This window comes from Arcicella rosea (genome assembly GCF_040543805.1).
GTDB classification, from domain to species: domain Bacteria; phylum Bacteroidota; class Bacteroidia; order Cytophagales; family Spirosomataceae; genus Arcicella; species Arcicella rosea.
Genome location: NZ_JBEUMS010000005.1, coordinates 284,164 through 310,166 on the forward strand (window position 1 = coordinate 284,164; position 26,003 = coordinate 310,166).

Consider the following 26,003-nt stretch of genomic DNA (forward strand, 5'->3'; position numbering starts at 1 on the left):
TAATGATAATTTATATGAAAACAACACATCTTTCTGGGCTTATTGCAGCGCCATTTACGCCCATGAATGCCGACGGAACCCTTAATTTAACGGCTATTCCAGCTTATTATCAAATGCTTAAAACCAATGGCGTAACAGGTGCATTCATCTGTGGTTCTACTGGCGAAGGCGTTTCAATGACACAAGTAGAGAAAAAAGCTGTTGCCGAAGCATGGGCAATATGTACTCGTCACGATGATGATTTTAAAGTGATGTTATTTTTGGGAGGAACCAGCCTTACAGATTGCAAAGAGTTAGCGTTGTTTGCTCAAAAAATTGGTTTATACGCTATTTCATTTACAGCTCCTTTTTATTTCAAACCTGCTTCGGTAGAAATGCTGGCAAGTGCTTGTAGAGAAGTAGCTGCTGTTGTACCAGAAATGCCATTTTATTATTATCATATTCCTGTGTTGACGGGTGTTGATTTTGCCATGTATGGTTTGTTAAAAGCGATAGATGGCAATGTCCCTAATTTTGCGGGTATCAAATATACTCATGAAGATTTTATGGATTACCAATCATGCATGAGCTTTCAAAACGAAAAGTATGATATGTTATGGGGACGAGACGAAAATATGCTTTCGGCCTTGGCTTTAGGAGCAAAAGGTGCGGTTGGGAGTACTTTCAACTATGCAGCACCGCTTTATCACCAGCTTATTCAGTCTTTTGAAGACAATGATTTAGTAAAAGCAAGAGCGTTGCAAATGACTTCGATAGAAATGATTCGTTTATTGGGAAAATATGGTGGGATTTCTACAGGAAAAGCATACATGAAATTAATCGGTCATGACTGCGGAACGTTTAGAGCACCCGTTAGAAATATGACGTCAGCCCAGTTCGAAGTATTCAAGCAGGATGTGGAATCATTGAATTTCTCCTTATTTTGCTCAAAATCTATTCAACACATTCATGAAGCAAATTCTAATGTCTCTTTCACTCTCGATTTTAACTTACAATAGCATTGCTCAAAACAATGCAATTCAAACCATTGATTGGAGTATTCCGACCCAACTTCCTGTTGCCGAAGGACATCACAAACAAATGGGTTTAGCAGGAGCTATCGCAGGATGCCATAGAGATGTATTTATCGTGGCTGGAGGATCCAATTTTGAAGATGCTCTTCCTTGGGAAGGGGGAAAAAAGAAGTATTTCGACGATATTTATTTCTTGAAAAAAGACATAAATGGCGTATTTACTTGGCAAGAAAAAACCTTACGCCTTCCCGAAAAGAAAGCTTATGCAGCTGTGGTAAATACTTCTGATGGAATAATTTACGTGGGAGGAGAAAATGAAAAAGGATTAAGCGATAAAGTTGTTTTGATGCAAGTTTTTGATAATCAGATTAATAAAAAAATATCATTGTTTCCCAATTTGCCTTTTGCACTTACTAATGCAGCAGCAACATTGGTCAATAATCAATTATTTGTTGCTGGCGGCGAAAAGATAGATGGGATTTCATCAGCATTATTGCGCTTAGATTTAGACAATTTAGCACTAGGCTGGAAAATCTTGCCAGATATTCCTGAAAAAGTATCACATACCGTTTTCCTTAATCATGGAGAAAAACTGTATTTGTTGGGTGGACGCCAAAAGCAAGAATCAGGAATCAGTACTTTATTCAGTGCTTGTTTTGCGTTTAATTTAGTCACCCAAACATGGGAGAAACTTCAAGATTTGCCCTATCCTTTATCGGCAGGAACAGGCTGTGTCGTTGGGGAAAATACTTTAGCAATGTTCGGTGGTGATAAAGGAACAACTTTTCATCAGGTAGAAAAGTTACTCGTTGCCATTCAAGCAGAACAAGACTTAGAGAAGAAACAGCGATTAATTCAAGAAAAAAATCAATTGCAGATAAATCATCCCGGTTTTAGTCAGGAAGTATTGTTGTATAATATTACTAGTAATCAATGGACTAGCACCAATAACATCGGTTTTCAAACGCCAGTAACTACGCAAGCAGTTATGTGGGATAAACAGATTATGATTCCTTGCGGAGAAGTAAAAGCGGGTGTGCGTACAGCGAATATTCTGGTGGGAAAACTAAACCCGTAGTTTTGATTTGTAAAGTATTAATATTTCAACTTAGAAAAGATGGCTTCAAAAACATATAAATGGTTGGTGGTGGCTCTATTATGGGGTGTGGCTTTGCTCAATTACTTGGATAGACAAATGCTATCGACCATGAAAGCAAGTATGCAAGCGTCTATCCCAGAGCTACAAACTGCTGCAAATTTTGGCTATTTAATGGCTATTTTTCTGTGGATTTATGGTCTTATGAGTCCCGTTGCGGGCATTGTGGCAGACAGGTTCAATCGAAAATGGATAATTGTTATTAGTCTTTTTGTTTGGTCTAGTGTTACTTTTTTGATGGGATATACTACTTCTTTCAACCAACTTTTTTGGTTACGGGCATTGATGGGCGTTAGCGAAGCCTTATATATTCCTGCGGGTTTGTCGCTGATTGCCGATTATCATAGTGATAAAACTCGTTCGATAGCCATTGGTATTCACATGACTGGTCTTTATGTTGGGCAATCACTAGGTGGATTTGGAGCGACGATTGCGGAACATTATTCATGGCAAGAAACCTTTCATGCTTTTGGTATTATCGGTATTATTTATGCTTTAGTATTGCTCTTATTGCTGAAAGAACAAAAAATGAAAACAAGTAAAAAAGTTGAAAATGAGGCGCCAAGACCGCTTTTAAAAGACTTGAAAGTACTATTTGGAAATCTTTCATTTTGGTTATTACTATTCTATTTCACAATTCCAAGTTTGTCGGGTTGGGGAATTAAAAACTGGTTACCTACGCTTTTTGCCCAAAATTTACAGATTGAAATGGCAAAAGCTGGTCCACTTTCTACGATTGCTTTGGCAGTGTCTTCTTTGTTTGGTGTTTTATTTGGAGGAGTATTATCAGATAAATGGATACAGAAAAACCCCAGAGGACGCATTTTTACCAGCACCATCGGACTGGGGTTAACTGTTCCCGCCTTATTGTTTTTGGGCTTTGGACATAGTGTAGTGCATTTGGTTTGTGCAGCACTTTGCTTTGGCTTTGGTTACGGTATGTTCGACGCCAACAATATGCCGATTTTATGTCAATTTGTTAGTGCCCAACACAGAGGTACTGCTTATGGTATCATGAATATGTGTGGCGTATTTGCAGGGGCATTTATTACCAATCTTTTAGGAAAATCAACCGACCAAGGGCAACTTGGCTACGACTTGGCAATTTTAGCGGGTTTTGTCTTACTGGCTTTAGCTATTTTTTTAGGGAAAATGATGCGTATTCGGATTAAGGATTTTTGATTTTGGACTGAAAAGTACTCCAATTATCATTCATCTGATTTGAATTTTCGATGTTACAATTCCCCAATTTTCAAAGGAGAAAAAGATGTACTCAACACAAGAACTTATAGATTTAAGAGATTTTTATCGGAAACAATTATTGGATGATACGATTCCCTTTTGGTTTCCAAGAAGTATCGATACAGAACACGGAGGTTATTTATTGATGCGAGACCAAACAGGCAATTTGCTTGATGACGACAAAGCTGTTTGGATTCAAGGCAGAGCAACGTGGATGCTTGCTACTTTATACAATACTTTTGAAAAAGATAACAAATGGATAGAAGGCTCCAAAAGCGGAATCGATTTTTTGAATAATCATTGTTTTGATACTGATGGGCGTATGTTTTTTCATGTAACTCGTAATGGAAAACCCCTTCGTAAAAGGCGTTATTTCTTTTCAGAAACCTTTGCGGTGATTGCAAATGCTGCCTATGCCAAAGCAAGTGGTGATTCACAAGCCGCTGATAAAGCCAGAGAACTTTTTGGTAAGTGCATCGAATATGCTAGTAATCCAAGTTTGTTACCTGCCAAATTCACGGCTGTGCGTCCAGCAAAAGGTATTGGAATACCAATGATTATGATTAATACTGCTCAACAATTGCGAGAAAATATTGGCGACGAGCGTTGCGATGAATGGATTAGTCGTTGGATAACGGAAATTGAACGTGATTTTATCAAAGATGATATTCAATGTGTGATGGAAAGTGTTGCCTTAGATGGAAGTATTATCGACCATATCGACGGGCGAACGCTGAATCCCGGACACGCTATGGAAGGTGCTTGGTTTATTTTGCATGAGGCACGTTACCGAAATAACGACCAACATTTAATTGCCTTGGGTTGTAAAATGCTAGATTATATGTGGGAACGTGGTTGGGATAAAGAGCATGGAGGTATTTTATATTTCAGAGATGTTTATGATAAACCTGTGCAAGAATATTGGCAAGACATGAAATTCTGGTGGCCTCATAACGAAGTAATTATTGCCACTTTGTTAGCGTACTTAATGACAGGCAACGAAAAATATGCTCAATGGCACCGTTTGGTACATGATTATGCTTATTCACATTTTCATGATAAAGAGCATGGTGAATGGTTTGGTTATTTACACCGTGATGGCACTGTAGCACAAACTGCTAAAGGGAATCTATTCAAAGGTCCCTTTCATTTGCCTCGCCAAGAATGGTATTGTTATAAAATTTTAGCAGAATTTTTAGAAAAATAAATCTCATGAAAAATACTCTTTTACTGATTATACTCTTTTTATTTTTTGGTACAATTGCGTCAAAAGCTCAATCCGTTCCAGTATTTACTGCTGGTACTGAAGGACATAAATCTTATCGTATTCCAGCTATTATCAAACTTCCAAGTGGCGACCTTTTAGCTTTTGCCGAAGGGCGTGTACAAGGTGCTGGCGACTTTGGCGATATTAATATTGTATTGAAAAGAAGTAAAGACAACGGCAAAACTTGGGGAGAACTTTCAACAGTCGTCAACTATGATACACTTCAAGCGGGCAATCCTGCTCCTGTGGTTGATTTAACCGATAAGCGTTTTCCAAAAGGTAGAATTTTTCTTTTTTTCAATACTGGAAACAACCATGAAGGCGAAGTCCGTAAAGGAAAAGGTTTGAGAGAAGTATGGTACAAAACTTCTACTGATGGTGGATTGACTTGGAGTAATGATGTGAATATTACCACACAAGTACATCGTCCCAATCAGCCACAAACTAATCCTATGTATAATTTTAAAGAAGATTGGCGCTCGTATGCCAATACGCCGGGGCATGCAACGCAGTTTTTAGCAGGAAAATACAAAGGCCGTATCTATGTAGCGGCCAATCATTCAGAAGGGAGTCCACGCAAACAATCTGCTGATTATTTTGCTCACGGATTTTATACTGATAGTCACGGAGAAAGTTTTCAATTAAGCGAAACTATCACGACCGAAGGTGGAAATGAAGCCACAGCGACACCTATTTCTGGAAATCGTTTGATGCAAAATGCCCGTAATCAAAAGGGTGACGTTAGGCAAAGAATTGTGGCAATCAGCAATAACGGAGGACAAACATGGGATAAAACTTATTTTGATGCCAATTTGCCCGACCCTGTTTGTCAAGGGAGTATTTTGACGATAGGACAACGAAAAGGCAAACATATTTTAGCATTCTGCAACGCCGCCGATACCCAAAAACGTGACAATTTAACCCTGAGAATTAGTTTTGATGATGGACAAACTTGGCCTATTGCCAAATTGGTTGACAAAAGCAGCGATAAGCAACAAAATGACTATACTGCCTATTCAGATATTATAGCAATTGGCAAGCGTGAAATTGGAGTTTTATATGAAAAAAGTAACTATACACAAATCGTTTTTAACACAGTATCATGGAAGTAAAAACGCTTGTAACTTATTTGTTAGTACTTTTCTGTCATTTTACGGTACAAGCACAGCTTGAGCTTCCTTTAATTTTTAGCGACAACATGGTTTTACAGCAAAACATGGAAATTCCTGTTTGGGGAAAATCTTGTGAAAACTGTGAAGTTACCGTCACTTTTGATAATATTTCAAGAAAAACAAGAGCAGATAAAAAAGGAGATTGGCAACTGAAAATTCCTGCACATAAGGCTGGTGGACCTTTTCTATTAAGTATTTCTGATAAAAAGCAAGCTAAAACTTTACAAAATATTCTTGTCGGTGAAGTATGGCTTTGTGCGGGTCAATCTAATATGGAATTACGCCTTGAGCAGTCCAAAGAAGCTAAACAAGAAATTTCTCAAGCCAGTAATTCTCAAATCAGATTTTTCCGTATGACGGCTCAAGACAAAGCCCGTCCTACTGCAAAAGTGGTTTTTGATGATAGTCTTCTGGCAGATTTGCAGGCAGGAAAATTCTATGAACCTACCACATGGCAAGTTTGCACAGCCGAAAACGCCGCCAAGTTTTCGGCTGTAGGCTACTATTTTGGCAAATCACTTCAGCAACAACTGAATGTTCCAATCGGATTGATTTGCAATGCCGTTGGAGGAACTACCACACAGGCTTATATTGATTCAGCGAGTTTGGCTTCTCATCCACAACTTCGTCAATTTGTGGATGCTAACTGGCTTGAAAGCGCTCAAGATATTCATCCTTGGGTACTTGAACGGAGTAATGAAAATTTAGCAAAAGTGAAAAATGATGTTGTTCCAAATCGGAAGTTTTTACATCCTTTTGCAGGTTCATTTTTGTACAAAAACGGCATTCAACCTCTGTTGCCTTTTGCCATCAAAGGTGTAATTTGGTACCAAGGAGAATCGAACGCTACTCATCCCGAAATTCATACGCCACTATTTGAAACACTCGTAAAAAACTGGCGAAAGGCTTGGGGACAAGGAGACTTTCCTTTTTATACTGTACAATTACCAACCATTGCCAATCGAAGTGCTTGGCCCGCTTTTCGTGCAAGTCAGGAAGAGTTAAGTAAGCGGATTGTCAATTCAGGAATGGTGGTAACGATTGATACTGGAGATTCTTTAGATGTGCATCCTACTGACAAAAAAACCGTTGGCGAACGTTTAGGTTTATTAGCTTTAGCCAAAACGTATCATCAAAAAAATGCCTATTCTGGACCAGTCTTGCGAACTTACGAACAAAAAGGGAAGGAAGTACACCTTTATTTTGACCATGTGCAACAGCTAAAAACTAAAGACGGGCAAGTGCCAAAAAGTTTCGTTTTGCAAGGCTATAATTTAGGCGGAACAGAAGAATCCATTTTTTATCCAGAAAAAATTGAAATTCAAACAACAAAAATTATTCTTACGCTACCAGCAAATCGACAAGTAACACAAATAAAATATGCTTGGTTCCCAAATCCAAAATGTAATATAATCAATGAAGTTGGACTACCGATGTCACCATTTAAATTTGATTTGAAAGGAAGTTTTTAAGGCTAAGTATTTGGAAGCATTTAGTCAAACCTATTAAGGATTCATATAATTATCTAATAATAAGAACTTTAATGTCAAATCCTTATAGGTTTATATTCTCAATTTATTGATTCCAAATATTTAAGTTAGTTTATATAATATCATTATTTAACATAATAAATATTATAGTTCAAATATTGAATACAACAATATTTGTCATTTTGTTCTTATTTAAATACTATAGGTAAAAAATGCTCTTCGGTTTAGTAATTGTATTAGAGCTTTCAGTCGTGAATTAGGTAGATTAAGTAAGAAAAAAAAAGAAAGTAAAAACAGAATAATCCAATTTTGGAAACTTTAAATACATAAGGATATAAATGCTTATCTTTCAAGCAAGAACCATCATTAATAAATTTAACTTACAATTACTGTATTTATAATAAATGAGCGAAAAAAAAGATACATTTTTAAGTAACAAGGGAAAGCGAATTATCATCGTTGTTTTCGCTTTTACCTTATTAAACCTTGTTTCCTACATTATTGACCCTTATTCTTCCTATTGGGTTTATTATTTCAACCGTTCTGTACTGACGATAGCAGAAGACTTGGCTTTGTCATTTATTTTCTGCTTGTTAATTTCTGAAACAAGTATTTACATCAGTAACAAACTCAATGTGTTAATTTCATGGACAGAAAAACCCTTGAAAAGGCTATTTATCGAAACGGGACTAAACTTGGTGATTATCTTTGTAAGTCTTGTCATGTTAGACCAATTGTACCAATTATTGGATAATCCTGAAACTTGTATAGAAATTCATACTGCCGACCAAGTAAGAGGTTTTTTACAATGGATTGTAGTCAGTACGATTATCGCATTTATGATTATCGGAATAAACACCTGTAATTACCTGATTGTCAGCTGGAAAAATGCTGCCATGAAAGCAGCCGCACTCGACCAACTCGCTGTCGAAGCAGAATTACAATCTTTAAAACTTCAAATAGATCCACATTTTGTATTCAATAATCTTAGCGTACTTTCTGAACTGATATTAGTCAACCAGCAATTAGGCTATGAATATGCCGAGAATTTTTCAAAAATTTATCGCTATATGTTGGTCAACTCAAAGAAAGATATAATTCTATTAGAAGATGAGTTGAAGTTTTTGCATTCTTATATGTTCTTGATTAAGAACCGTATAGGTGAAGGAGTAGCATTTGAAGTAAGCATTGACAAAGAAAATAAACAACTGTATTTACCACCACTGACCTTGCAATTATTGGTAGAAAATGCCTTAAAACATAACAAAACCAATAAGAAAAACCCTTTGAAAATTAGTATTTATAATACTGACGAACAAACGTTGATTGTTGAAAACATGCTACTTCCCATCGAAAATCAGCTTGAATCATCAGGAATTGGTATCCAAAATATTATTAGAAGATATGATTTACTCTGGCAAAAACAGCCTGAAATTATACAAAACGAAACTACATTTAAGGTAAAAATTCCTTTAATAAAACAATGATAGAAAAAATACTGATAATAGAAGACGAGAAGCCCAATGCGGATAGATTACAACGTTTAATTAAAATAATCAGACCAAAAGCTATTGTTCTTGAGGTATTAGATAGTATTTCCGATAGTGTGACTTGGTTTAACACACATGAAAAACCTGATGTGGTGATGATGGACGTAAGATTATCGGACGGGCTTAGTTTTGAAATCTTTGAGCAAGTAAAAATAAACTGCCCAATCATTTTCACAACAGCTTATGATGAATATGCTGTTAAAGCGTTCAAATACAACAGCATCGACTATTTATTGAAACCCGTTGAACAGGAAGAGTTACTGGCGGCTTTTACAAAATTGGAAACCTTGTCGGGCGATTTTCATCAAAAATCGTTAGAAGGATTATTAAATTTTTTACAGCCAAAGGATTTTAGAAATAGGTTCTTGATTCCTTATAAAGATGGTTACAAAACAGTGCAAGTAAGTGATATCGCTTTTTTCTATTCTAAACTAAAAATTACACGAGCCAAACTTCTCAATGGCTCTGAAGAAACCATTCCACTGACGATGGAAGAACTTGAATACCAACTCAATCCAAAAACATTTTTCAGAGCAAATCGTCAAATTATTATTCATATTGATGCCATTCAGCAAGTACACAATTATTTTAATGGAAAATTAAAAATTGACATTGCTAAGAACGCAGAAGTAGAAGTAGTTATTAGTCGTGATAAAGCAGGTTTGTTCAAATCATGGATGGATTATTAAGGATTTATTAACGAATGTCCCCCTATCTCATACACGTTTTATCAATTCATTTTCGCTTCAAAATTCGGGAAAGTAAATCTTCAATTCAGCAGTAAAAATATACGGTTCAGTGATTTTCTCCAGAATTAATGTGTAAGTAAAACTTCCTTTGTAGTATAAATTAATCCTTATACTCAATGTTAAAGCTCACTTCTAAAACAGAGAATGTTTCTAAAGGAATGATATTCCTTCTCTGTTTATTCATCCTATTTTCTTGTAAAGAACAAACACAAGAACAGGCTAATTATGCGCCAATAGCGGTTGATTTTCTTCAAATCGATTTTTCAAATGCTGATGTTGCTAAAAAATATCCTGGAATAATTGAAGGCTCCGTCAATGTTGATTTGAAAGCACAAGTATCAGGCTACTTAGAGCAAATATTTGTAAAAGAAGGCGATTATGTACAAAAAGGGCAAGCTCTTTTCAAAATCAAAGCAGAGGTATTCAACGAACAGGTCAATAACAGTTCGGCGACACTCAAAGCTGCCTTGGCGGCACAAGCTAATGCTAAATTAGAAATTGAAAAGATTCGTCCTTTGGTAGAAGGAAAAGTAGTTTCTGAAATCCAATTACAAACGGCTCAAGCCAATTATGAGGCTGCTTCTGCACAAGTAAACCAAGCAAAAGCCATGTTGAGTTCTTCTAAAATCAATGCAGAATTTAGTCTGATAAAAGCTCCTATTAGCGGTTATATTGGTAGAATTCCAAACAGAATTGGCAATTTGGTAACGCCAGCCGACCTTGTTCCGCTTACCACCCTTTCAGACATTAATCAGATTTTTGTTTATTTCTCGCTCACAGAAGCAGATTATATTGCTTTTATGAAAGAAAAAGGTTTACAGAAAAATGCTAATACAGTTTCATTGGTGATGGCTGATGGTAGCGAATATAAACACAAAGGTAAATTAGAATTTGCCAGTGGAAATATCGACCGCACTACTGGAAGCATTGCCTTGAAAGCCATTTTCCCTAATCCTGATAAACTACTTCGTTCGGGAGGTTCCGCTGGTGTGATTTTACAAAAAGCTTACAACACAGCATTATTAGTACCAATGGCGAGTGTCAAAGATATTCAAGATAAATACTTTGTTTTCTCGTTGGCTGATAGCAACAAAGTAGCGATGAAACCATTTGAAATCGAAGGAAAATCGGGCAATCATTACATCGTAAAATCTGGGATTAATGCTGGCGAGAAGATTGCCCTCACAAGTATTGATTTATTGAATGAAGGAATGATGGTTATTCCTAAAATCACAAAAGGTTCATTGGGAAAATAAGTGCATTTCAAAATTGAAAAGACATGTTAAAAAAAATAATAGATAGACCCGTTTTGGCTACGGTGATTTCTATCGTGATTGTGGTGTTAGGAATTGTCGGACTTGATAGACTTTCCGTAACACGATTCCCAGATATTTCACCACCAACAGTTACGGTGTCGGGTTCGTATCCAGGCGGTAATAGCGAAACTGTAATTCGTTCGGTTGTTACGCCACTTGAAGAGCAAATTAATGGAGTAGAAAACATGCAGTATATCAAATCTACTGCTAGTAATGATGGAACATTTTCAATTTCAATCATCTTTAAACAAGGAGTAAATGCCGACCAAGCAGCAGTAAATGTACAAAATCGTGTACAACAAGCTACGCCGATTTTACCACAAGAAGTTATCAGGATGGGACTCACCACTTCCAAACAACAGAATAGCATGATTATGATATTCAATTTGTTTACGGAGGATAATAAAAAATATGATGAGACATTTTTGCAGAATTATGCCAATATTAATCTTATTCCACAAATCAAACGGGTGCCAGGCGTAGGACAAGCAATGGTTTTTGGTACGAAAGATTACTCTATGCGTATTTGGCTCAATCCACGCCAAATGGCAAATTACAATTTAGTTCCTGCCGACATCAGTAATGCCATTTCCGACCAAAGTTCAGAAGCCGCACCCGGAAAATTAGGAGAAGAGTCTAACGCTGCTTTAGAGTACGTTATTCGTTATAAAGGCAAAAAGAATCTTCCTGAAGATTATGATGATATTATCGTAAAAAATACTGGCAACAATATTATTCGTTTGAAAGATGTAGCTCGTATTGAATTTGGAGCAATTTCTTACAGTGGTAACAATACTTCAAACGGAAGGAATACCGCTACCATCGCTATTTTACAAACCACAGGTTCGAACGCCAATGAAATCGAAATTGGGATTGACAAGGAAATTGAACGATTGTCAAAATCTTTTCCTCCAGGCATAAAATACTCGAAATTAATGAGTACCAAGGAAAAGTTGGACGAAGCAACAAGCCAAGTAAAATCTACTTTGTTTGAAGCCTTCGTGCTTGTTTTCTTGGTTGTATTCCTCTTTTTACAGGATTTTCGTTCTACGATTATTCCCGCAATAGCTGTGCCTGTAGCCATTATTGGAACATTCTTCTTTTTGCTCGTACTAGGTTTCACGATTAATGTCTTAACACTTTTTGCCTTAGTTTTAGCCATTGGAATTGTGGTGGATGATGCCATTGTCGTTGTGGAAGCAGTACACAGTAAAATGGAAGGAACGCATTTAAGCGGAAAAGAAGCTACACACTCAGCAATGGGGGAAATCACGGGTGCTGTAATTTCTATTACTCTTGTGATGTCTGCGGTATTTATCCCGATTGGTTTCATGACAGGTTCAGCAGGAATTTTCTATAAGCAATTTGCTTATACGCTGGCTATTGCCATCATTATTTCTGCCGTAAATGCTCTGACACTTACGCCTGCTTTATGTGCTTTACTCTTGAAAAATACACATAGTGAAAGTAAGACCAAAATTAGTTTTAGTAAGCGCTTTTTCTCTGGGTTTAATGCAGGGTTTGAAAATCTCACAAATCGTTATGTAAAGAGTATTCGTTTCTTGGCGATACACAAATGGTTAGGCATAAGCTTTATCGCTTCTATAATTGGCGTGGCTACTTGGTCTATTATGAGTACCCCAAAAAGCTTTGTGCCTATGGAAGACGATAATATGTTTACATTCGTACTAAGCATGCCTCCAGGAACAGCATTAACTCCAACAACCAAAGTAGCCGATAAAATCAACAAGTTATTGTCGGAAATAGAAGCCATTGAAGATAATACCACCATCACAGGTTTTAACCTTATGACCAACAGTACAAGTCCTGCTTATGCTGTTGGCTTTGTTAAATTTAAACCACGAACACAACGGGGGAAAATACAGGACATCGACGAGCTGATGAAAATTGTAGATGCAAAACTATCTGCTGTTAACGAAGGAAGTATCCTCACGATGAGAATGCCACCAGTAGATGGTTATGGAGTTACGAACGGTGTCGAAATTGTATTACAAGACCGGCAAGGTCGTAGTTCTGTCGCCTTGAAAGCACAGGCTGATAAAGTAATTGCTGACTTGATGAAAGTTGATGGAGTACAATTAGCTTACACTATGTTTAGGGCTGATTATCCACAATTAGAATTGGAAATAGATGAAGCCAAAGCTAAACAAATGGGACTTAGCATTAATAATATTTTAAGTACCGTTCAAAGCTATTTTTCAGGCGATCAATCTTTGAATTTTTCAAGATTTGGAAAATTTTATCGAGTAAATATCAAAGCTGATGGTGTATTTAGAATGGATGAACAAGCTTTCAATGAAGTTTTTGTTCGTAATGATAATGGAGTAATGGTTCCCGTAAAATCAATTATTTCCTTGCATAAAGTATATGGTCCAGAATCAGTAAGTCGCTATAATCTTTATAATGCACTGACAATCAACATCAATGCTATGCCCGGAATAAGTAATGGTGCTTTGATGGAACGATTGGAAGTTATTTTAAATAAAATGCCTGCGGACTATAGTTATGAATGGACGGGATTAAGCTTGGAAGAAAAATCAGCAGGAAATCAGACAATAGCCATTTTAGGACTTTGTTTACTCTTCGTGTATTTGCTTTTATCAGCTCAGTACGAAAGTTATTTATTGCCTCTTGCTGTTTTATTATCTATTCCAACGGGGATTCTAGGGGCTTTTATCGGTACTAAAAGTATTGGGCTAGACAACAATATTTATGTACAGATTGGTATCATTATGCTAATTGGTCTATTAGCCAAAAATGCTATTCTGATAGTAGAATTCGCTGTACAAAGAAGACGTGCCGGATTATCTATTTTGGATGCTGCATTAGATGCTTCCAAAGCCCGATTAAGACCAATCGTGATGACATCACTCGCATTCATTGTTGGTATGATTCCATTAATGGTTTCAAAAGGTGGAACTGCTACAGGAAATCATTCTATCAGTACCAGTGCCGCAATGGGGATGTTAAGTGGTGTGGTTTTAGGCGTAATTGTCATCCCTTTATTGTTTATGTTATTCCAATACTTGCAAGAAAAAGTATCTTGGAAAAAGCAAGTATTTCAATCGTAAATTAAACCGAAATGAAATTATCAAAAATACATATATTACTAAGCGTTAGTATTTCATTGCTACTTTTTTCGTGTAATGTAGGGAAGAAATATAGCCGAACGCACTTAAACATTCCTGAGCAATATAGAGAAACCGTCAACCTAACGGCAGATACTGTTCAATTGCCTTGGAGAACCTTTTTTAAAGATTCTATATTGGTTAACCTGATAGAAAAGACTCTCTTAAAAAATAATGAAATCACTGTAGCTGTGATGAATATGCAACAGCTAGATTTAATGTACAAACAGTCAAAGTTAGGGCTTTATCCGTCTGTAGATTTGAACATAGGAGCAAATAGAAACTGGCTTTCTAAAAGTTCGCTGAATGGCTCATTGACCGAACAATTCTTAGGGACAAGTTATATGGATGATTATAGTGCCAGCTTAAGACTATCTTGGGAAGCTGATATTTGGGGAAAAGCCAAAATGTACAGAGAGTCTTCACTTGCAGATTATTTCGCACAAAAAGAAAAATTTTCTGCTTTGAAAACAAGACTCATCGTTCAGGTTGCTCAAGCCTATTATAATTTAACAGCACTCGACGAACAACTGAAAGTAGCAAAACGTAACATTGTTTTGGGAGATAGTACCTTGGCGATGATTCAGCTTCAATATAAATCTGGACAAGTAAATTCCTTAGCAGTAGAGCAAGCCGAAGCACAAAAGAAAACGGCGGAATTATTAGTTCCTCTGGCATTACAAAATATTGCAGTACAAGAAAATGCTCTCAGTATTTTATGTGGAGAATTTCCTAATAGCATTACTAGGGTTCAAAATATGAGTGAAACCATGCTTTCAGCAATTTTTCCTTTGGGTGTTCCAGCCATGCTTTTGAGTCGCCGACCAGATGTAAAATCAGCAGAATATGTTGTGGTTTCAGCCAATGCAAAAATGAATATTGCTAATATTTCCATGTATCCAAGTATCAGTTTTACGCCCTCGGTTGGAGTCAATTCTTTTAAACTTAATACTTGGTTTAATTTGCCCGGTTCTATCGTAAAAAATATAGGAGTCAATTTAACACAGCCAATTTTTATGAAAAAATCGCTTAAAACAGCTTATGATATTGCCGTCATTGATCAAGAAAAAGCCTTGACTACTTTCAAACAATCGCTATTAATAGCAGTAGGTGAAGTATCTGATGCACTTGCCAGAGCTAAGTATGCAGATGAAAGAATGGACTTAGTTAAACTAAAAAAAGCATCGCTCACAAAAGCTACAAATGATGTTTTAATGCTTTATAAAAGTGGAATGGCTACGTATTTGGAAGTAATTAGTACTCAAAACAATTTCTTACAAAATGAATTAGAAACCATAGAAATCAAAAAAGAGAAATTTAATGCCATCACTGATTTGTATCGGAGCTTAGGTGGTGGAGAAAAATAAGAGACAAGGGAATTAAAGCGTAATGGTTGTCAATGGTATAGTATGGTAGTGTTTCTAAAATCTAACATAGCTTTATCGGAGAAAATTAATTTCTTTTTTTCCAAAAAGAAGAGTTATTCCATCGGTTTTCTTTATTGTAGAAAAGTGTTTTTGTTTCGAGATAATGCTTGAAAATAGCACTAATATTTTCCTGATAATTTAAAAAAGTATTCGCATCATTATCGTTGTCTATTATAGCTTTTGCTGCATGACAAGCTGAGCTAATAGCAAAGCCAATACCCATTGATGAAATTGGGTCGAAAGAAGCTATAGCATCTCCAACGGCCAAAAAATTGCTTTTAGTTCCTATATTTGAGATGTGAGAGAACGCATTTCTGACCCAAGGTTTGGAGTTAGAGGAAGTATTTGCAAGCATTTTTTTGATGTGTACTGTATTTGAAAGTAATTCATTCCAGTTTTCTGTTTTTTGTAACTGCTTTTCTTTTACAATTGTTGAATCTGTAAAAAGTGAAACCACCATTTCTTGATTAGGCAATCCTGCAAAATACCACCAACCATCTTCTACTGTTTCTAGTAAAATTTCCTGTTTAATAGCTCTTTTAGTATCCTTGAAATGCAAAAATGCGCCAATAGCCACTAAATCGTCATATTTTTCGATAGGAATTCCTAATTTACGGCACACATGACTTTGTCGTCCACTAGCATCAATCAAATAAGTAGATTTAATGGTGAAATCCCCTCTAGTTTCATGCCTTAATTCGATAGTCCAAGCAGAATCAGTTTGCTGAAAATCAATACATTTTGTTCTTGGGAAAACGATTGCCCCTTTTTCAGAAGCTTGTTTCAATAGCATTAAATCAAACTGCTCTCTATCTAGTTGAAAACTATCTACTTGGGTACTAAAAATTGTATGCCTAGAAGAAATATGCGAGCTTCCCCAAGCGGCTAGACTACTGTATCCGGGCAAGAAGCTATTCTCTTCAAAATCACTTTTATTAATGCCTATGTAATCAAGTAAATCAAATAAGCTTGCATTAACTTGTTCTCCAACTCGAATGGAATTTAAGTCGTTTTGCTCAATAATCATTACCTTCAAATTGGAGTATTTAAGCAAACTTAAAGCGGTGGAAGAACCCGCAGGTCCCCCACCAACTATAAGTACATCTGTTGCAACTGTATTTGGCATGTTAACGTCTATTTCGAGTTCCAGAACGTGGTAAACCAAGTCCTTCGCTATGAATTTCAATGGACTTAAAACCAACTTCTTCAAAGTGTTCCATCAATACTCTTGCTTTATTACTTTTTCGTTTTACTGCGGAAGTATTTGATTCAATAAAGAAAACTGGAATGGTTGTTTCAGCATCTTCTGGGTTTCCACTTATCGCACTAACTGGTACTTCCTTCAATGTGAATACCTCATTGTTCCTTTCTGTTTCAAGCATGAAAGGAAAACCATTGTTGTACGAATTTTTGTCACGGATAAAACCTAATGAGTACCAATATTGAACCATTTGCGTGAAACTATTAATACCACGGGCATAGTTCATTTGTTGACCAGCGGGAATTCCACCTCCAGCTACTTGACCTTCCTCAGTTAACTCGCCCACCAAAACATCCCAAGGACTTTGAGGCGGCCACCAGTACGAATAATAAGTAGGAGGTAATGGAGTACTGGAACCATCTGGAAGCTTAATTTTATTGACAGATGGATCGGTAAAGTTAATATACTGAACCGTGCATTGGAAAAAGTCAGCTTGCCAAGGACATGCCATTCTTTTTGTCAAATCTCCAGGTTCACATCCACCACCTTCACATTCATCTCTTGAAGGTGTCAATCCATTGGCTAAATACCAATTTTCATCTTGATATTGTAAAATCGTATAAGGAGAAGCATAAACGATAGGATTTTGCATACTCCAAGTAACTTCAATTCCTGGACACATCGGTAAACCAACACAGTTTCCTACGCTTGCTGCATCTAATTGATTGACAGGGTATGGTTGATAGGAATGGTTACTTACAAAATAACCATTCGCCCACTGTTCTAATAGAAAAAGTTGTGTTTGGTCTAGTGCCAAAAACTTCATGATATTGGTATTACTTACCGAATTACTACCTGAATTTAATGGCATCATAGGGAACAAATTATCTCCATTTGTTTGAAATAATTGTTCTTGTGGCAAAGTTGGAGGAACTGGGGGCTGACCGTCATTTTGCCTAAAATAATAGGCGTAATTCAGTCTATTTGCTTTATTGGCATCTGAAGGGTCTGAATAATCAAATTGATAGCTCGCAAAAGCCATCATTGACTGAACATTCGCAACCCATTGATATCTACTAATTCGATTTATTATTGGAAGAATATCTCTTTGAAAATTTGCAACGTAATTTGGATTGTATTGCCCGTCGATACACATTTCTGGCACTAGATTAAAACATCTTACCCCAACATCAAACATCGTATCGCTTAAATTAGAGATATTTACAATCTCTGGAGCAAAATCAGGTGAGCCTACAATAACCCATGCTGAAAGTGTAACAGGAGGCGTTCCATCATTAAATGTGACTGTACAATAAACAGGGCCATCCGAAATATCATCGTGCCATGTACTAGAGCCACCGTATGAAGTTAGGGGTAAATCTCCTCCAGCATTTCCATATCCACCTAAAACTACCAATCTTCCACTATTGTCTGTTAACAAATCTCCGAGAGTGGTTACTGCCACACCATACTTTACCTCTGAATTGGGATATTGAACAGGATAATTAGCTGGGGCGTTTTCTCTGTCAAATCCAATTGAGCTAAGTTTTCCTGAAATCGTTCTTGGGCCTGGATCAATGATTAGTGTTTGTCTTTCTGAACTCGTTATATCTGGATTACGAAAAGGGATATTTTGATTCTCATAGCTGTTTTCGTTTCCATACAACAAATTGCCCTGTAGTTCACTATATTGATACCAAGCAGCTTTTTTGTTGGCTAAATGAACAGTCCATCCTATCGAAGTGACGTTAGGTGTGTCAAGTGTAATTTCTTGTCCATCATCTTGAAATATTTTAAATGGTTGCCCTTGTCTTTTAATGAGCCCTTTGCCATCTTTAAAATTACTTATAGGCCCAATCAAATTTCCAGAGTTATCTGCATCATAAGGTAGCCCTCCAATGCTATCTGGCGATAAACAAATTTCAGTTGTACTATTTCCCAATCGAGCAACTCCAATTGAGGGATGAATTTTAAGTTCCATGTTGTGATTGTTTTATGATATTTCCTACTCTTATGGCTTTTCAGAATACGCCCCGTTTTTTGAGAAGGTTCAGGCTTCTTCTACTATATTACAAATTTTTCATGCTGGGTTGTCAGCCCTTATTCTCTTGGCAGCAATATTTATTTTAAGTAAAGCTATATTTAGTTAAGTATTAAATCAGAGGCAAACAGATATTTATTAACTTCTTTAACAAAAGTAAAAATTTATCATCATAGATTTTAGAGTATAAATACCTGTTTTTCATCACTCATAATAATAATTAATCTTCATGTATTTTGAATGCATGAAGATTAATTTTTGATAAATAGCAAGAAAATGATGATTTTATTTAAAAAAATGTATTATACTTAATTTATTAATGGTTTTGGTATTTGTTGATTCTGCATTAATAAAACTAACTATAAAACGCTTTATAATGGTGTTCACGAGTACATTTATATGACTACGGTCGAAGACAATATTGACCGTTTTATGTATTTTTGAACTGGAAGGAACTTGAATATGAATAAGCCAATGTCCATCTATTTCATGCATCCAATAATTCACCCACAAGAAATTAATTGTTTGTCGATGGTATCTCGTGCTATTTGTTCAGCATTTTGGTTAGGTATATCGTTAAGCGATACTATTATTTGGAGGGAAATACACTTTAGACCAAAGTCTATCAACATTAGTTGAGTAGAGTAAGAGTAATTAGACTTGATGATAATTGTAGAATAATAAAAACTATTTATAATAGCGAAGAGAAGCATAATACATAAAATATCAAGACACTACAATTTTTGCTACAAGCTGTGGCAAAATTACCTTACTGGTTATATTAATTCATATAGAAAAATGAGTATTTTGCCCTAAATATAGGGCATACCGTTACACGTAAGGAGATTAACATGGTTAATGAATGCTGACTAAAACAGAATAGGTAGAATTTTCATCATACAATAAATCTCAAACTTCTAAATCTATTTTCCCTTAATCTATTTTAAGGGTATTTCTATAAGATAGATTAAGGGTGAAAGCTATAGTTGCTATCTACCTTTGCGAATAAAAGATAATTCATCACTTGCTTCGATTTACAAGTTTCAATAATTCAATAACAAACGACGTATTAATACAATACACCATCTTACTGCTTTTGGAAACAATAATTTAGCAGAAACTATGCTCGATTACACAAAAGATTCGGAAGTACTCACGTCAGCACCAGAAACGATAAATTTCGTTTTAGGGTAAAAATCAACTAATACTTTTAGATGGCGTTCCCAATCTTTTAGGTATTGAATTTCGTCAAAAAAATACAAAATATCCTTCCAGACTTTCTAAATGAACGGCTTCTTTTGCCAACAATAATATGTCCTCTAATCCCAGTTGCATATAAATGTGATTGTCGATACCGATGAAAAAGATTTTTTGAGAGGAAATATTTTCTATAATCAATTCTTGTATGGCATGAAACATCATAACCGTTTTGCCTACACGGCGTGGTCCCATTAAAACTACGGCTCTTTTTATTTCGGTTTCCTTCACAAAAGGATAGAACAAATCAAAATATAGCCTTTTTTGACATATCCTTGTAAGTTTGTTGTACTTGACCCGAAATCCACCAAGGGTTTTCATATTGCAAACGTTCTATCCTTTTTGATGTTGGAATAATATTATTAAAGTTCATTATTGTATTTATTTTTACATAATAAGTATTTTAAGCTAAATAAACTTATTACTAATGGTTTATTTCACCACTTTATCACCATTTGCTCATTTACTAATATTGGTAATAAGCAATCTTACTTTGAACTAAAAGGCTCAAGAACATGATGTCAAAGATTATCTATAGTTAAATATTTTTTAGAGAGAGTACATGAATGTTATAAACTAAAATTTGTATTATTTCACTTTTAAATAAGACTTATCAGTACTTTAAGTTGGCAATATATATTTCTGAGTAAATGCTTATTCAACAATATTACGCTAACCTATGTTCTGGAAGCAATTATTACCTAAATATTTACAGTGACATTTTATGAATAATTCCAAAGCGTTTTTAGATACGATAGTAATTGACGAACTCTCTTCAACTCCCAAATATCAGCAATTAGTTAATTTAGTGATAGATGCTGTTAAATCTGGTATTTTGAAGGTAGGAGATGGTATGCCATCAATTAATGAAGTTAGTTTTACAACTGATATGTCTCGGCTTACTGTTGAAAAGGGATATAATGAATTACGAAAATTGGGTTTTTTGGTAGCAAATCGAGGAAAGGGGTATTTTATTTCAAATACCGATATTTTCCAAGATTTGAAAATTTTACTGATGTTTAATAAGTTGAGTACTCATAAAAAAATCATCTATGATTCTTTCGTTCAAGCATTAGGGGAAAAAGCTTCGATTGATTTTTATGTTTATAATAATGACTCTAAGTTTTTTTGTAAAATTTTAGGAAATCGTAAACACATTTATACACACTATGTAATAATTCCTCATTTTATAGAAGGGGAAGAATCAGCCTATCAACTTATTAATACCATTCCAAAAAATAAATTGATTTTGGTAGATAAACTCATCCCAGGAATTACTGGGAACTTTGCTTCGGTTTATGAAAACTTCACTAAAGATATTTATCATGCACTCTTTCAAGCAACAAATGCTTTGGAAAAATACTCAAAACTTAAACTGATTTTTCCTGAAAATAGCTTTTATCCAGAAGAGATAATCACAGGGTTTAAAGATTTTTGTATGAATTTCGCTTTTGAAAATAAAGTAGTTTATGACCTTACTAATGAAATCATCGAAGTCGGAGATGTCTATATAAACGTCATGGAGGATGATTTATTTGAGCTTATCGAAAGAATAGATTCTAATGGTTTTTTGATTGGTACAGATGTAGGCATTATTTCATACAATGAAACTCGTGCGAAAAAATATATCATGAATGGGCTGACAACTATTTCTACAGATTTCGAAGCGATGGGTAAAACAACAGCAAGGTTAATTCTTGATAATTCAAAAAAACAAATCCAAAACCCTTTTAATATTGTTTTTAGAGATTCTCTAAAATAAGCGTATGGAGTTAAGACAATTAAAGTACTTTGTTGAAGTTGCTGAGCAACTAAACTTTATAAAAGCGGCGATGAAATTAAATATTTCACAGCCAGCAGTTACAAATCAAATAAAGCTTTTGGAAGAAGAGTTGGGGATTTCTTTGTTTGATAAAACACAAAAAGAAAAACATAAAAAAGTAGAATTGACCGATGCAGGTATTTATTTCCTGAAGGAAGCTCAAAAAATTTTGCAAAATTATAAAGAGGCTGTAGAAGGAGTTAAAAAACTTGAAAACAAACGTAGGGTTATAAAACTCGGCATTTATAACTTGTTGCCTAAATATAGGGTTTTAGAGATTATTGAATTCCTAAAACAGATACTCAATGATATTGAAATTAATATCATTGAGTATCATACTTATATGGAAGTAGAAGAAGCAATAAAGAGAGACGATATTTTACTCGGAGTATCGCTTAGTTTTTTTGAAAAAAATGAGTTTGATTTTTTTATTTTGAAAGAAGGGCACATACAGGTATGTCTCTACAAATCGCATCCTCTATCAAAAAGTAGTGAGTTAAATATCAATCAACTTAAAAATGAAAAGTGGATAGACGTTACCAAAACAATGTCAAGGTTTAGAGAGCAAATAGAAAAAATATTCAACACTCAGGGAATATCAAGAGAAAATAAAATTGTCCAAGAAGTTTCATCTTTTGAATTACTAATTGGTCTTATCGAAGCCAAATTTGGCATTGGATTGGCTCCATCATTTTATAACCTACACACAAAAAATGTTGTCAAAATAGCGCTAAAAACAGACAATAAAACAAATAACATCATTCCATGCAATCAAGTATTAATATTTAAGCACAACAATAGCTCTTCTGTAATAAGTAGTATCAAGTCTTCGTCTTCCATAAAAGAATCAACTCTCAAATAAGTTTCTAATATGATATTGATAATTTTTTATTATCAATATCATAAGAAAATAGTATCAAAATAAAGTTAAGTCGGTAGTAAGTATAGGATTGTTTGAATAAAAAGTATAACGAATTTTGTATTGTACTTTTTAAATAAATTTTATAACAAAACTATTTTTAAAATTAACTTTAATAATGATCAAAAAACTACAAAAAGTTAGATTAGTAATCTTTTTATTACTAATAACAGCAATATCTACTTTTGCTCAAGGCATTAGTGGGAAAATTGTTGACTCAAAAGGTGATGCTTTAGTGGGAGCTTCTGTAAGCTTAAAAGGTACGACAAAAGGAGTATCTACTGGTGCTGATGGTGGATTTAATATCCCTAATGTTGACAAAGGGAAGCAAACTCTTTTAGTATCATTTATCGGGTATGTCGCTAAAGAATTTGCCGTTAACGTACCTTCAAATACCCTAACAATCGTCTTAGATGAAGATGTAAATTCATTAAATGAAGTTGTTGTGATTGGATACGGTAGCCAAATCAAAAGAGATTTGACAGGTTCTGTCCAAACCGTCAATGCGACAGAGTTAAAAGACCTTCCTGTTTCGCAAATAACCCAAAAACTACAAGGTAGAATGGCGGGCGTTCAGATTAATAATACAAGTGGAAGGCCTGGGCAAGGGATGTCGGTTCGTATTCGTGGACAAGCATCAATTTTAGCAAGTAGTGACCCTTTATATGTTGTAGATGGCTTCCCAATTGTAGGAGATATTAGTTCAATAAATCCCGATGAAATTGAAAACATCTCTGTATTAAAAGATGCTGCTTCAACTTCTTTATATGGTTCGAGAGCCGCCAACGGAGTCGTATTAATTACAACTAAGCAGGCGAAGAAAAACCAAACAAGCGTAGGACTTAGCGTCTTTACGGGATGGCAGAGTGTTCCTCAAAAAGGAAGACCACAAATGATGAATGGTCAGGAATTTGCTCAATTCAAAAAAGAATCATTCGAAGCTTTAGGACAACCTGTACCTGCACAGTTTCAAAATCCAGCTCAGTACGCAGGTGCTGGCGGTACAGACTGGTATGATGCGATGTTTAGAGTAGCACCAATGCAAAGCTATAATATAACTTTATCTTCAAGTAAAGATAAGTTGAGTACTTCGGTAGTGGCTGGGGTTTTCAGGCAAGATGGGGTTATGATAAATTCTGATTATAATCGTTACTCATTGCGTATCAATACAGATTACGAGATTAGTAACAAAGTAAAAGTAGGTTTTAATATTGCTCCTACTTACTCTGTTAATAATACACCAAGTTCTGATGGTGCTTTTTATGCAACGAATATCAATGCAGCAGTACCTGGTGGATTAATTTCGAATGCTTTATTAACTTGGCCTATTTTATCTTACAAAAATGCTGATGGTTCTCTTCCGCTTTCAATACCTGGGGGAGTATTTCCAACCCCAAATTGGATTAGAGCAGCCAATGAAATCACCAATGAAACAAAAGCTACAAGAGTGTTAACAACTGCTTATTTGCAATACACTCCCATTAAAAACTTTGCACTGAAATCAACCTTCAATATTGATTTAGGGAATACGGAATTTAAAAGTTTTTCTCCATCAACAGTATCAACTGTTTTTGCATCACTACCTCCTACTATTGCAAGTGCATTCAATAGTGATACGAAATATTTATCTTGGCTAAATGAGAATACGGCAACTTATTCAAAAAGTTTTGACGCTCATAATATTGAATTTTTGGTTGGTTACACGAATCAAAAATTTAGATTGAACAATGATCAAGTGAGGGCGACAAACTTCCCTGATGATAGAATAACTACTATCCAGTCTGCACTAAACATTGATAGATTAAATACAAGTGCTGATGTACAAGAATGGGCTTTAACATCCTATTTATCAAGATTTAACTATTCGTACAAAGGAAAATATTTGGTTTCTGCTTCAATCAGACGTGATGGTTCTTCACGATTTGGGACAAACAATCGTTGGGGTAATTTCCCTTCTGTTGGCTTGGGGTGGTTACTCTCAGAAGAAAGTTTCTTAAAGAATATTCAAGCAATCTCTTTTGCAAAAATAAGAGCAAGCTATGGAATCATTGGAAATAATAATATCGGAAACTACACACAATATGCCCTCATCAATAATGCTGCAAACGCTGTTTTTGGTAATACAATTTTTAGTGGGGCGGCTGTATCAACGTTAGGAAATGCAAACTTGGGTTGGGAAACAACAAAACAGCTTGACCTAGGTTTTGACCTCGGTTTATTGAATGATAGAATAAGTATTGCTTATGATTATTATTTAAAGAATACCACGAATTTGCTCTACAATGTATCAGTTACTCAAGAATCTGGTTTCACAAATTTCAATGATAATGTAGGAGAAATTAAGTTTTGGGGACATGAAGTAAGCATAAACTCAAAAAATTCAGTTGGAAAGCTTAAATGGAATACAAATTTAAACCTTTCATTTAACAGAAATGAAGTTTTAGCTTTAGCCCCGGGTATTGAAAGACTTTATGGTGGTCCTAATAATTATAATACGATTACAATGGTTGGTAAACCAATTGGTCAGTTTTGGGGATTAATTCATGAAGGGGTCTATAAAAATGCGGAAGAATTTAATAGATTACCAAAAGCAACTGATTCACAGGTGGGTACGGCGAGATATAAAGATGTAAATGGCGATGGTAAAATTACTATTGGTGGCGATAATGATGATCGAACAATTATTGGAAATCCGTTCCCTAATATGCTTGTGGGACTTACCAATACTTTTAATTATCAAAACTTTGATTTATCAATCGTAGGTTCTGGTTCATTCGGAAATGATTTAATGGTAATGTATGAACAAGGAGCAACCAATTTAGACGGTGTATTTAATGTTACCAAAGATGTTGCCAATCGTTGGCGATCTGAAAGTCAACCTGGTGATGGTAAATATGGAAAAACGACTGGGGGTACATATATGGAGCGTGACTGGGGTAGTTCTCGTTTTGTAAGTTCAGGCGACTACTTCACTATCAAAAACATAACATTGGGTTATAGTCTTCCTTCAAAGATTAAGTATATCAAAAATGCTCGTGTATATGCTTCCGTTCAACAAGCCTTAGTGATAACCAAATATCGTGGTATCAACCCTGAAACAAGTTCGTCACAAAACGGTACTACGGGTACTACGCTTAATTTAGGAATGGATTGGGGTTCATATCCAGTTCCACGGACTTTTACAGTTGGTTTAAATTTTGGTTTCTAATCCATTTGATTCAATAATTACTTA

Annotated in this window: 18 protein-coding genes; 14 read left to right on the plus strand and 4 right to left on the minus strand. The window is 35.3% G+C overall.

Features of this window, described 5'->3' with window-relative positions:
• Window positions 1–14: 14 nt before the first annotated feature.
• The 11 genes from ABID42_RS08700 (at window position 15) to ABID42_RS08750 (ending at window position 15,471) form a co-directional block, all read left to right on the plus strand.
• Window positions 15–998 (plus strand): dihydrodipicolinate synthase family protein, encoded by a 984-nt coding sequence (locus ABID42_RS08700; RefSeq protein WP_367283318.1) that lies wholly within the window; start codon window positions 15–17, stop codon window positions 996–998.
• Complete coding sequence (locus ABID42_RS08705) at window positions 949–2,091, plus strand: Kelch repeat-containing protein (RefSeq protein ID WP_367283319.1); 1,143 nt, start codon at window positions 949–951, stop codon at window positions 2,089–2,091. Before ABID42_RS08700 ends, ABID42_RS08705 begins: the two co-directional genes overlap by 50 nt.
• 39 nt (window positions 2,092–2,130) lie before the next feature.
• Window positions 2,131–3,351 carry an MFS transporter gene (locus ABID42_RS08710; protein WP_367283320.1) on the plus strand — a complete coding sequence of 407 codons (1,221 nt, stop codon included), beginning with the start codon at window positions 2,131–2,133 and terminating at the stop codon, window positions 3,349–3,351.
• A gap of 85 nt (window positions 3,352–3,436) precedes the next feature.
• Window positions 3,437–4,618, plus strand: a complete 1,182-nt coding sequence (locus ABID42_RS08715) for an AGE family epimerase/isomerase (RefSeq protein ID WP_367283321.1) — start codon at window positions 3,437–3,439, stop codon at window positions 4,616–4,618.
• Between the two features lie 5 nt (window positions 4,619–4,623).
• The gene (locus tag ABID42_RS08720; RefSeq protein ID WP_367283322.1) at window positions 4,624–5,790 is read left to right on the plus strand and encodes a sialidase family protein; all 1,167 of its coding nucleotides are present in this window, start codon (window positions 4,624–4,626) and stop codon (window positions 5,788–5,790) included.
• Window positions 5,781–7,322, plus strand: a complete 1,542-nt coding sequence (locus ABID42_RS08725; RefSeq protein ID WP_367283323.1) for a sialate O-acetylesterase — start codon at window positions 5,781–5,783, stop codon at window positions 7,320–7,322. The genes ABID42_RS08720 and ABID42_RS08725 overlap by 10 nt, the downstream gene beginning before the upstream one ends.
• A gap of 422 nt (window positions 7,323–7,744) precedes the next feature.
• Window positions 7,745–8,827, plus strand: a complete 1,083-nt coding sequence (locus ABID42_RS08730; protein WP_367283324.1) for a sensor histidine kinase — start codon at window positions 7,745–7,747, stop codon at window positions 8,825–8,827.
• A complete protein-coding gene (locus ABID42_RS08735) occupies window positions 8,824–9,579 on the plus strand; it encodes a LytR/AlgR family response regulator transcription factor (protein ID WP_367283325.1) in 756 nt (251 codons plus the stop codon). The genes ABID42_RS08730 and ABID42_RS08735 overlap by 4 nt, the downstream gene beginning before the upstream one ends.
• 176 nt (window positions 9,580–9,755) lie before the next feature.
• Window positions 9,756–10,895, plus strand: coding sequence for an efflux RND transporter periplasmic adaptor subunit (locus tag ABID42_RS08740; protein ID WP_367283326.1), 1,140 nt, complete (start codon window positions 9,756–9,758; stop codon window positions 10,893–10,895).
• A 23-nt stretch (window positions 10,896–10,918) separates the two neighbouring features.
• A complete protein-coding gene (locus ABID42_RS08745; protein ID WP_367283327.1) occupies window positions 10,919–14,047 on the plus strand; it encodes an efflux RND transporter permease subunit in 3,129 nt (1,042 codons plus the stop codon).
• Window positions 14,048–14,058: 11 nt separating this feature from the next.
• Complete coding sequence (locus tag ABID42_RS08750) at window positions 14,059–15,471, plus strand: efflux transporter outer membrane subunit (RefSeq protein ID WP_367283328.1); 1,413 nt, start codon at window positions 14,059–14,061, stop codon at window positions 15,469–15,471.
• A gap of 85 nt (window positions 15,472–15,556) precedes the next feature.
• Here the strand turns inward: ABID42_RS08750 and lodB are convergent, their stop codons facing one another.
• From lodB to ABID42_RS08770, 4 genes are all read right to left on the minus strand, one after another.
• A complete protein-coding gene (lodB, locus tag ABID42_RS08755; RefSeq protein ID WP_367283329.1) occupies window positions 15,557–16,657 on the minus strand; it encodes a lysine-epsilon-oxidase maturase LodB in 1,101 nt (366 codons plus the stop codon).
• A 1-nt stretch (window position 16,658) separates the two neighbouring features.
• Window positions 16,659–18,713 carry a CTQ-dependent lysine 6-oxidase LodA gene (gene lodA, locus ABID42_RS08760; RefSeq protein WP_367283330.1) on the minus strand — a complete coding sequence of 685 codons (2,055 nt, stop codon included), beginning with the start codon at window positions 18,711–18,713 and terminating at the stop codon, window positions 16,659–16,661.
• Window positions 18,714–19,903: 1,190 nt separating this feature from the next.
• Window positions 19,904–20,035 (minus strand): AAA family ATPase, encoded by a 132-nt coding sequence (locus ABID42_RS08765; protein ID WP_367283331.1) that lies wholly within the window; start codon window positions 20,033–20,035, stop codon window positions 19,904–19,906.
• A complete protein-coding gene (locus ABID42_RS08770) occupies window positions 20,022–20,351 on the minus strand; it encodes an AAA family ATPase (protein WP_367283332.1) in 330 nt (109 codons plus the stop codon). Before ABID42_RS08770 ends, ABID42_RS08765 begins: the two co-directional genes overlap by 14 nt.
• Before the next feature lie 403 nt (window positions 20,352–20,754).
• Here ABID42_RS08770 and ABID42_RS08775 point away from each other — a divergent pair, with 403 nt between their 5' ends.
• From ABID42_RS08775 to ABID42_RS08785, 3 genes are all read left to right on the plus strand, one after another.
• Window positions 20,755–21,792, plus strand: coding sequence for a GntR family transcriptional regulator (locus tag ABID42_RS08775; RefSeq protein ID WP_367283333.1), 1,038 nt, complete (start codon window positions 20,755–20,757; stop codon window positions 21,790–21,792).
• Window positions 21,793–21,796: 4 nt separating this feature from the next.
• The gene (locus ABID42_RS08780; RefSeq protein ID WP_367283334.1) at window positions 21,797–22,714 is read left to right on the plus strand and encodes a LysR family transcriptional regulator; all 918 of its coding nucleotides are present in this window, start codon (window positions 21,797–21,799) and stop codon (window positions 22,712–22,714) included.
• A 175-nt stretch (window positions 22,715–22,889) separates the two neighbouring features.
• On the plus strand, window positions 22,890–25,979 hold the full coding sequence (locus ABID42_RS08785) for a SusC/RagA family TonB-linked outer membrane protein (RefSeq protein WP_367283335.1): 3,090 nt from the start codon (window positions 22,890–22,892) through the stop codon (window positions 25,977–25,979).
• The last annotated feature ends 24 nt before the right edge of the window (window positions 25,980–26,003 follow it).

Coding starts and splice junctions, on each gene's coding strand:
- lodA (WP_367283330.1), bottom strand. CDS start 18,713: ATGGAACTTAAAATTCATCCCTCAATTGGAGTTGCTCGATTGGGAAAT.
- ABID42_RS08780 (WP_367283334.1), top strand. CDS start 21,797: ATGGAGTTAAGACAATTAAAGTACTTTGTTGAAGTTGCTGAGCAACTA.
- ABID42_RS08745 (WP_367283327.1), top strand. CDS start 10,919: ATGTTAAAAAAAATAATAGATAGACCCGTTTTGGCTACGGTGATTTCT.
- ABID42_RS08720 (WP_367283322.1), top strand. CDS start 4,624: ATGAAAAATACTCTTTTACTGATTATACTCTTTTTATTTTTTGGTACA.
- ABID42_RS08785 (WP_367283335.1), top strand. CDS start 22,890: ATGATCAAAAAACTACAAAAAGTTAGATTAGTAATCTTTTTATTACTA.
- ABID42_RS08710 (WP_367283320.1), top strand. CDS start 2,131: ATGGCTTCAAAAACATATAAATGGTTGGTGGTGGCTCTATTATGGGGT.
- ABID42_RS08700 (WP_367283318.1), top strand. CDS start 15: ATGAAAACAACACATCTTTCTGGGCTTATTGCAGCGCCATTTACGCCC.
- lodB (WP_367283329.1), bottom strand. CDS start 16,657: ATGCCAAATACAGTTGCAACAGATGTACTTATAGTTGGTGGGGGACCT.
- ABID42_RS08770 (WP_367283332.1), bottom strand. CDS start 20,351: ATGAAAACCCTTGGTGGATTTCGGGTCAAGTACAACAAACTTACAAGG.
- ABID42_RS08705 (WP_367283319.1), top strand. CDS start 949: ATGAAGCAAATTCTAATGTCTCTTTCACTCTCGATTTTAACTTACAAT.
- ABID42_RS08775 (WP_367283333.1), top strand. CDS start 20,755: ATGAATAATTCCAAAGCGTTTTTAGATACGATAGTAATTGACGAACTC.
- ABID42_RS08730 (WP_367283324.1), top strand. CDS start 7,745: ATGAGCGAAAAAAAAGATACATTTTTAAGTAACAAGGGAAAGCGAATT.
- ABID42_RS08740 (WP_367283326.1), top strand. CDS start 9,756: ATGTTAAAGCTCACTTCTAAAACAGAGAATGTTTCTAAAGGAATGATA.
- ABID42_RS08750 (WP_367283328.1), top strand. CDS start 14,059: ATGAAATTATCAAAAATACATATATTACTAAGCGTTAGTATTTCATTG.
- ABID42_RS08725 (WP_367283323.1), top strand. CDS start 5,781: ATGGAAGTAAAAACGCTTGTAACTTATTTGTTAGTACTTTTCTGTCAT.
- ABID42_RS08715 (WP_367283321.1), top strand. CDS start 3,437: ATGTACTCAACACAAGAACTTATAGATTTAAGAGATTTTTATCGGAAA.
- ABID42_RS08735 (WP_367283325.1), top strand. CDS start 8,824: ATGATAGAAAAAATACTGATAATAGAAGACGAGAAGCCCAATGCGGAT.